Consider the following 7,724-nt stretch of genomic DNA (forward strand, 5'->3'; position numbering starts at 1 on the left):
GCATGGGTAATGGCCGCCTGCGCCGCCGGCCGCGCCCATATGGTGCTCGGCAACCACGAAGCCAATTTGCTCACCGGCGAAGCCAAAGACGGCTCCGGCTGGTTTTTCGCCGAACGCAGCGAACGGGACGGGCGCAATTACGCCCCGTGGCAAACCCTGCCGGCCGGCGAACACGGCCGCATACTCGATTTTCTCGCGCAACAGCCGCTGCTGCTCGAACGCAGCGATTTGCGCATCGTCCATGCCGCCTGGCAGGACAAAGCCGTCGAAACCGTGCGCCGGCGCCGCAGCGAAAACCTCGCCGATCTCTACCAGGAATGGGAAGACGACCTTTGCCGCTGCATCCGCCACGCCCCGTGGTACGACGACTATCTCGACGAGCAGCGCCGCTACGCCCATTTGTTCGACGACCCTGCCGCCAAACTGCCGCTGCTGGCCGCCACCGCCGCCCACGACGTTTACCGCAACGGCGCCAATCCGCTGCGGATGCTGACCTGCGGCCCCGAAACCCCCGCCGCCGCCCCGTTTTTTGCCGGCGGCCGCTGGCGCTTTTCCGTGCGCGAGCCGTGGTGGAACCGCTATACCGCCAGCGCCGCCGTGGTTATCGGCCACTATTGGCGACCGTGGCAGGGCGAAGCCGCGCCCCGCCGCAGCGAAATGTTTACCGTGCCGCCGCACCACTGGCACGGCGCCGGCGGCAAAGTGTTCTGCTGCGACTTCTCCGTCGGCGCCCGCTGGCGCGAACGCAAGCGCCACATCGCCCCCCAGCACTCCGCCTACCGCCTCGCCGCCCTGCGCTGGCCGGAAAAAATCCTGATCACCGACCGCGGCGAACAGCTGCCAACCGTATAAACCGCCGCCCGCGTTTGCAGGCAGCCTGAAAACCCTATCCGCCGACCGCACCAGTAAAACCAAAGCAGCCTGAAAGCCGTTTTTCCGGTCTTCAGGCTGCTTTGGGCTTTCAGGCAGCCTGAAAGAGGGTAGGGCGCTTGTCGGCAAAGGCTGGTTTGCTGCAGGTGGGGCGAAGCAGGAAAAAGGCAGCCTGAAAACTTTTCAGGCTGCCTTTTGCCGTGTTTGACGGTTTATGCCTCGCTGCCGCCGACCGTTAATCCCGCATCGATGCGCAGGGTGGGCTGGCCGACGCCTACCGGCACGCTTTGGCCGTCTTTACCGCAGACGCCGACGCCGGTGTCGAGCGTGCTGTCGTTGCCGATCATCGAAACGTGTTTGAGCACTTCGGGGCCGCTGCCGACGATGGTCGAGCCTTTGACCGGATACTGCAGTTTGCCTTTTTCCACCCACCACGCTTCGGAGGCGGAAAAGACGAATTTGCCGCTGGTGATATCGACCTGGCCGCCGCCGAAATTGACGGCGTAGATGCCTTTGTCGATGGAAGCGATGATTTCCTGCGGGTCGTGGCTGCCGTTTTCCATAAAGGTGTTGGTCATGCGCGGCAGCACGATTGACGAGTAGCTTTCGCGCCGGCCGTTGCCGGTTACCGGCATGCCCATCAGGCGGGCGTTGGTTTCGTCCTGCATATAGCCGGTGAGAATGCCGTCTTCGATTAGGACGTTGCGGCGGGTTTCGTTGCCTTCGTCGTCGATATTGAGCGAGCCGCGCCGCTCGGCAAGGTTGCCCTGATCGACGACGGTAACGCCGGGGGCGGCGACGCGCTGGCCGAGTTTGCCGGAGAAGGCGCTGGTTTGTTTGCGGTTGAAATCGCCTTCCAAACCGTGCCCCACCGCTTCGTGCAGCAGCACGCCCGGCCAGCCGCTGCCGAGAACGACGGTCATTTCGCCAGCGGGGGCGGGGCGGGATTCGAGATTGGTCAGCGCCTGTTTGACGGCGTGATTAACATAGCTTTTGATTTGCGCGTCGCTGAAATAGTCCAAATTGAAGCGGCCGCCGCCGCCGCCGCTGCCTTGTTCGCGACGGCCGTTTTGCTGGGCGATGACGGTTACGCTCAGGCGCACCAGTGGGCGGATGTCGGCAGCGTGGCGGCCGTCGAGACGGGCGATATAGACCAAATCGTATTCGCAGGTCAGCCCGGCCATAACCTGCACGATGCGCGGGTCGGCGGCTTTGGCCAGCGCTTCAACTTTTTGCAGCAGCGCCACTTTGGCGGGTGAATCGAGGCTGGCAATCGGGTCGGCATCGCCGTGGATGGGGGCGGCCGCCACTTTTTGCAGCGGCACGCGCACCGGACGGTTGTTGCCCGCCGCGCCGATTACGCGCACCGTTTCGGCGGCGCGGCGCACGGCGGCATCGGTCAGGCTGTCGGCATAGGCAAAAGCGGTTTTCTCGCCCGAAACCGCCCGCACGCCCACGCCCTGGTCGATCTGAAAACTGCCGGACTTGACCATGCCTTCTTCCAGATGCCAGCTCTCGAACGCGGTGCGCTGGCAGTAGATGTCGGCATAATCGACATGGTGGGCGCCGATCAAATCAAGGCTGGCGTACAGGTTTTCGGCACTCAGTCCGTGTGCATGCAGCAGCCGCTCGCAAACGGTATCGAACACGGAAAAATCATTCATAAACGCTTTCTGCAAACCGCTTTCAGGCTGCCTGAAAGCGGCGGTAGGGAAAAAGGCGCGATTATAGCCGAAACCGCCCGCCCAAGTGCCGGCCGACAAAGCGGCAGATGCGCGAAAACGGCTTTCAGGCTGCCTGAAAAGCAGTAAAACGGCTGCGAAAAAACATTTTTCATATTTTAAATATCAACACATTAACTAACTAATTCTTACCCTTTTGCGCGTAAGCCTTGCAATCAGCGCCGCTTTGGTTTACCGTAAAAAACACTTCAACCCATCACACAAGCGAAAACACCATGTATCTGATTGCCGCCGTCCGCCACCATCACCACCCCGATTAGTCTTTCGGGTGCTGGGCTGTATCCGGAAGATTAGGCTTCCGGAGCGTGCGGCAATATCTGTTTTCATACGCAAAAAACCTTTCGGAAGTTCTGTTGAACCCGAAAGGTTTTTTGCGTTTTTGTTTTTAAAAATCCCAAAGGAGAAACCATGACTGCCAACCCCAACTCCCCACGCCTGCGCATTGCGATGCAGAAATCCGGCCGCTTGAGCAGCGAATCGCAGAGCCTGCTCAAACAATGCGGCGTCAAAATCAACTTCAGCGGTGAGCGCCTGCTCGCCTACGCAGAAAATCTGCCCATCGACATCCTGCGCGTGCGCGACGACGACATTCCCGGCCTGGTCTTTGACGGCGTCGTCGATTGGGGCATCTTGGGCGAAAACGTGCTGGAAGAAGCAGAACTGGCGCGGCTTGCAGCCGGTGAAACGGCGGATTACACCCTGCTGCGCCGTCTCGATTTCGGCGGCTGCCGCCTGGCGCTGGCTATCCCGCGCGACGAAACCTACCGCGACGCGGCAGATTTGGCAGGGCGGCGCATCGCCACCTCATACCCACAACTGCTCAAGCGCTTCATGGAAACGTGCGGCATCGCCTACAAAACCTGCCTGCTCGGCGGCGCGGTGGAAGTCGCGCCACGCGCGGGACTGGCGGATGCGGTCTGCGATTTAGTCTCATCGGGGGCGACGCTGGAAGCCAACGGCCTGCGCGAAGTGGAAACCGTGTACCGCTCTAACGCCTGCCTGATACAACGCGCCGGCGCGCTTGCCGCAGAAACCCGGGCGCTGGCAGCGCGGCTGCTCACCCGCATCCAGGGCGTGGCGCAGGCGCGCGAGTCGAAATACATCATGCTGCACGCACCCAAAGACAAAGTCGAAGCGGTAGTCGCGCTGCTGCCCGGCGTGGAAAACCCGACCATCCTGCCGCTCACCCACGACAGCAGCCACGTCGCGCTGCACATGGTCAGCCAAGAAAACCTCTTTTGGGAAACGATGGAACAGCTCAAAGCCGTCGGCGCCAGCTCAATACTGGTGCTGCCCATCGAAAAAATGCTTGCTTGAGGATACCGCCATGCAAACCCTGAATTGGAACGAACTGAACGAAGCCGAACGCGCTGCTGCCTTACGCCGCCCCGCACAAAACAACGACGCCAACATCCGCGCTGCCGTCGCCGCAATACAAGAACAAGTGCGTACCGGCGGCCTCGATGCCCTGTTGGCTTTAACCGAACGCTTCGACGGCGTCCGTCTTGCCAGCCTCGCCGTCGCCAGCGAGGCCATTGACGCCGCCAGCGCCCGCGTTTCCAACAGCCTGAAAAGCGCGATGCAGACCGCCAAAGCCAACATCGAGCGCTTCCACCGCGCGCAAATCCCGGTGGAAATCGACATCGAAACCCAAGCGGGCGTGCGCTGCCAACAAATCACCCGCCCCATCGCCAGCGTCGGCCTCTACATCCCTGGCGGCAGCGCCCCCTTATTTTCCACCGTGCTAATGCTCGCCGTGCCCGCCAAAATCGCCAGCTGCCACCGCATCACCCTGTGCAGCCCGCCGCCGATAGCCGACGAAATCCTCTACGCCGCGCGGCTGTGCGGCATCGACAGCGTTTATCAAATCGGCGGCGCGCAGGCAGTGTTCGCCCTCGCCTACGGCAGCGGCGGCGTCCCCAAAGCCGAAAAAATCTTCGGCCCCGGCAACGCCTACGTAACCGAAGCCAAGCGGCAAGTACAACAAAGCGGCACCGCCATTGACATGCCCGCCGGGCCATCAGAAGTGTTAATCATCGCCGACGAAGCCGCCAACCCCGCCTTTGTCGCCGCCGACCTGCTCTCACAAGCCGAACACGGCGCGGATTCCCAAGTGATGCTGGTTACGCCCTCGCGCGAACTCGCTCGCCAAGTCGCACAAGAAACCGCCGCGCAACTCGCCGCCCTGCCGCGCGCCGCCACCGCCCGGCAAGCGCTGGCACATAGCCGCATCATCATCGCCGCCGACCTCGCGCAATGCGTCGCCATCAGCAACGCCTACGCGCCCGAACACCTCATCGTACAAACCGCTGCCCCGCGCGCGCTCTTGCCAGAATTAGACAACGCCGGCTCTATTTTCCTCGGCGCCTATTCACCCGAAAGCATGGGCGACTACGCCAGCGGCACCAACCACGTCCTGCCCACCTACGGCTACAGCAAAACCCATTCCAGCCTCGGCCTCGCCGACTTCAGCAAACGCATGACCGTGCAAGAACTCAGCCCGCAAGGCTTCGCCGCGCTGGCGGCGACCGTCGAACAACTCGCCGCCGCCGAACACCTCGACGCGCACAAAAACGCCGTATCCGTGCGCCTCGTCGCCTTACAAACGGCACAAATTGCCCCTGCCAACAGCGAAGGAGGCGCGGAATGAGCACCACACAGCGACAAAACCCAGCAGAACGGCTCCCTCCCCCGTGGGGGAGGGCTGGGGTGGGGGCAGCAAACACGCCGCGCAGCGACAAAACCCCGCTACCCCGCACATAAACCAACCAACAAAGGACACAACCATGCCCAGCATCACCCAACTCGCCCGCGCCGAACTGCGCGACCTCATCCCTTACCAATCCGCGCGCAGCATCGGCGGCGCGGGCGAAGTGTGGCTCAATGCCAACGAAGCCCCCACCGCCCCCGACATTCAGGCTGCCTGCACCGCGCTCAACCGCTACCCCGAACCGCAGCCGCAGCAAGTGCTCGCCGCCTACGCCCGCTACGCGCAAGTACCGGCGGAAAACGTACTCATCACACGCGGCGGCGACGAAGGCATCGAACTGCTGGTGCGCGCCTTCTGCCAACCCGGCCGCGACGCGCTCATCTACTGCCCGCCCACCTACGGTATGTATGCCGTCTCTGCCGCTGCCAACGGCGTTAGCGCGCTCACCGTGCCGCAACGTGCCAATTTCCAGCTCGACCTGCCTGCCATCGCACACGCACTCGACAGCCAGCCGGTCAAACTCATCTTCATCTGCAACCCCAACAACCCCAGCGGCACCCGCCTCAACCGCGCCGACCTCGACGCGCTGCTCGCCATGACGCGCGGTCGTGCCATCGTCGTCATTGACGAGGCCTACATCGAATACAGCGCTGCCGACACCCTCGCCGGCGAACTGCCGCGCCAACCGCACCTTGCCCTCATCCGCACCCTATCCAAAGCGCACGCGCTGGCGGGTATTCGCTGCGGCTTCGTCCTCGCCAATCCCGAACTCATCGGCCTGTTGGCGAAAATCATCGCCCCCTATCCCATTCCGACACCAGTCGCCGACATCGCCGCGCAAGCCTTGAGCGCAGCGGGACTCGCACAAATGCGGCAGCGGGTGGCAGACACCCTCGCCGAGCGCGCCGCCCTGCAAGCCGCCCTACAACAAAGCCCGCTGGTGCGCGAAGTTTACGCAAGCGCCGCCAACTTCCTGCTCGCCCGCTTTAGCGACGGCCCCGCCGTGTTCCAAGCCCTGTGGCAGCGCGGCATCATCCTGCGCAGCCAAGAAAACGCGCACGGCCTCGCCAACTGCATCCGCATCACCGTCGGCAGCCATGCCGAAAACGACACCCTCATCCGCGCCCTGCGCCAACTGGAGCAAACCCCATGACCCGCCCAACCCTCTACATCGACCGCGACGGCACCCTCATCGACGAGCCGAAAACCGACTTCCAAATCGACAGCTTAGAAAAACTGCGCTTCGAGCGCGACGTCATCCCCGCGCTACTGCGCCTGCAAACCCACTACCGCCTGGTCATCGTCAGCAACCAAGACGGCCTCGGCAGCGCCAGCTTCCCGCAGGCGAGCTTCGACACGCCGCACAACAAAATGCTGGAAACCTTCGCCTCACAAGGCATCCGCTTCGACGCGGTGTACATCTGCCCACACCGCGCTGAAGACGGCTGCACCTGCCGCAAGCCGCAAATCGGCCTGCTGCGCGACGAAATCGCCGCCTCGCGCTTTGACCCCGCGCACAGCTACGTCATCGGCGACCGTGACAGCGACCTGCAACTGGCACAAAACCTCGGCATCACCGGTCTGCGCTACCACCCCGACCACCTCGGCTGGGCGCACATCGCCGAAAAACTGCTGCCCGTAGCCGCGACCGAGCGAGCGCCGCGCCGTGCCGACGTGCACCGCCAAACCCGTGAAACCGACATCCGCATCAGCCTCGACCTCGACCGCGCCGGCATCAACCACATCCGCACCGGCATCGGCTTCTTCGACCACATGCTTGACCAAATCGCCACCCACGGCGGCTTCCAGATGAACATCGACTGCGCGGGCGACCTGCACATCGACGAACACCACAGCATCGAAGACACCGCCCTCGCCCTCGGCGAGGCGCTGCGCCAAGCGCTGGGCGACAAACGCGGCATCGCCCGCTTCGGCTTCGTCCTGCCGATGGACGAATGCCGCGCCAAATGCACGCTCGACCTTTCCGGCCGCCCCTACTGCTGCTTCAAAGCCGAATTCAAACGCGAACAGGTTGGCGGCTTTGCCACCGAAATGACCGAACACTTCTTCTACTCGCTCAGCCAAAGCCTGATGTGCACCCTGCACCTTGCCGCAAAAGGCCGCAACGACCACCACAAAATCGAAAGCGTGTTCAAAGCCTTCGGTCGCACCCTGCGCCAGGCCATCCGTATCGAAGGCAGCGAGCTGCCGAGCAGCAAGGGGGTGTTGTGAACAGATATACCCCCTCCCCTGCGAAGCGGGGGAGGGTTGGGGTGGGGGAGTGTACACTCGCGCAGCGACAAACCCAGCGAAAACTCCCACCCCTGCAGCAAGCGTAGCAACTGTATTTTTCACCCCGTCGGGCAAAAATACCAAAACTCAAATCAAGCCGTTTGGATACC

At 62.8% G+C, this 7,724-nt stretch carries 6 protein-coding genes and 1 other annotated feature; of the genes, 5 read left to right on the forward strand and 1 reads right to left on the reverse strand.

Annotated features, from left to right (window positions below; translation table 11 throughout):
* The coding region (locus tag MB824_RS05555; protein WP_238746615.1) for a metallophosphoesterase family protein at nt 1-852 on the forward strand (852 nt) is incomplete at its 5' end.
* Nucleotides 853-1,082: 230 nt separating this feature from the next.
* On the opposite strand, the gene tldD is transcribed toward MB824_RS05555, so the two are convergent.
* On the reverse strand, nt 1,083-2,534 hold the full coding sequence (tldD, locus tag MB824_RS05560; RefSeq protein WP_238746616.1) for a metalloprotease TldD: 1,452 nt from the start codon (nt 2,532-2,534) through the stop codon (nt 1,083-1,085).
* Nucleotides 2,535-2,847: 313 nt separating this feature from the next.
* Nucleotides 2,848-2,987 (forward strand) — a sequence feature (His leader region).
* A gap of 33 nt (nt 2,988-3,020) precedes the next feature.
* Here tldD and hisG point away from each other — a divergent pair.
* From hisG to hisB, 4 genes are all read left to right on the forward strand, one after another.
* Nucleotides 3,021-3,929, forward strand: a complete 909-nt coding sequence (gene hisG / locus MB824_RS05565) for an ATP phosphoribosyltransferase (protein ID WP_238746618.1) — start codon at nt 3,021-3,023, stop codon at nt 3,927-3,929.
* Nucleotides 3,930-3,939: 10 nt separating this feature from the next.
* Nucleotides 3,940-5,262: a histidinol dehydrogenase gene (gene hisD, locus MB824_RS05570; RefSeq protein WP_238746620.1), complete on the forward strand. Its 1,323-nt coding sequence runs from the start codon at nt 3,940-3,942 to the stop codon at nt 5,260-5,262.
* A 136-nt stretch (nt 5,263-5,398) separates the two neighbouring features.
* Nucleotides 5,399-6,475 carry a histidinol-phosphate transaminase gene (gene hisC, locus MB824_RS05575; protein ID WP_238746622.1) on the forward strand — a complete coding sequence of 359 codons (1,077 nt, stop codon included), beginning with the start codon at nt 5,399-5,401 and terminating at the stop codon, nt 6,473-6,475.
* The gene (hisB, locus tag MB824_RS05580; RefSeq protein ID WP_238746623.1) at nt 6,472-7,554 is read left to right on the forward strand and encodes a bifunctional histidinol-phosphatase/imidazoleglycerol-phosphate dehydratase HisB; all 1,083 of its coding nucleotides are present in this window, start codon (nt 6,472-6,474) and stop codon (nt 7,552-7,554) included. The genes hisC and hisB overlap by 4 nt, the downstream gene beginning before the upstream one ends.
* Nucleotides 7,555-7,724: the final 170 nt, after the last annotated feature.

The organism is Kingella pumchi (assembly GCF_022288825.1).
In the GTDB taxonomy this organism is placed as follows: Bacteria; Pseudomonadota; Gammaproteobacteria; order Burkholderiales; family Neisseriaceae; genus Kingella_D; species Kingella_D pumchi.